Annotated in this window: 1 protein-coding gene; it reads left to right on the top strand. The window is 37.0% G+C overall.

Going from position 1 to position 808, the window contains the following annotated elements:
* Positions 1–308: dihydrofolate reductase family protein (locus JQM82_RS15905; protein WP_235251393.1), on the top strand; the 308-nt coding region annotated here is incomplete at its 5' end.
* Positions 309–808 lie beyond the last annotated feature (500 nt).

Below are 808 nucleotides of genomic sequence, written 5' to 3'. Positions count from 1 at the left end.
CTTATGTATTAACACATAAAGAGTGCAATTCTTCCCAACAAATTCATTTTACAAGTGAAAATCCTGTTTTATTATTGGAACGGCTAAAACAAGAAGCAGGAAAGGATATTTGGATTTGTGGCGGAGCAAATCTTGTTCAGCAGTTGGTAAGCAAAAATATGATTGATAAATATTACATTTCTGTTATTCCTACTCTGTTAGGAAATGGGGTTCGTCTTTTGGGCAACATAGACAGGGAAATAAAGTTAAGGCTTTGTAAAACACAGACTTATAACGGAATAACCGATTTGATTTATATGCGTAGATAACTAGAGAGAAACAGAAAAGCTGTTAAACCGACGGAGCGATCCGACCACGTTGGCGGGAAAATCCTTAAGATTTTTCCGCCATGCTTGCAAGGGGGCGGTTCGCTTCGGCGGTTCGGCGAGCTTGCGAGCCGTTCAAAGCCCCCGTTATCTAACAAGGGGGGCACAAAAAACAAGAAACACTATACACTAACAAGCGGAAAACGCTGTATTTATAAGGCAAAACCCCATTTTTACAGTAGTGATATAAATTGTACCTATATCACTATGAAAATTGAATAGTAAATATGAGAAAGACAGTTGATTTCAAAAAATAAGAAATTGATTGTCGTTTTCTTTTGCAGAAATTTAAGTGCAGGCAATTATGGTAGTTGTCGTAATTGCTGTCAGCTCAGTGTTTATCACTGATGGTGTGAAAGATTTACGGTTGGAGATGTTCAATAAGATTATTGGTGCTTAATTATTTTTATTGTAGTGCTGATATGAGAATGTTATAATTGGGG

Source organism: Faecalicatena contorta, from assembly GCF_021531995.1.
GTDB lineage: Bacteria > Bacillota > Clostridia > Lachnospirales > Lachnospiraceae > Dorea_A > Dorea_A contorta_A.
This window is presented reverse-complemented; position numbering and strand designations above follow the sequence as displayed.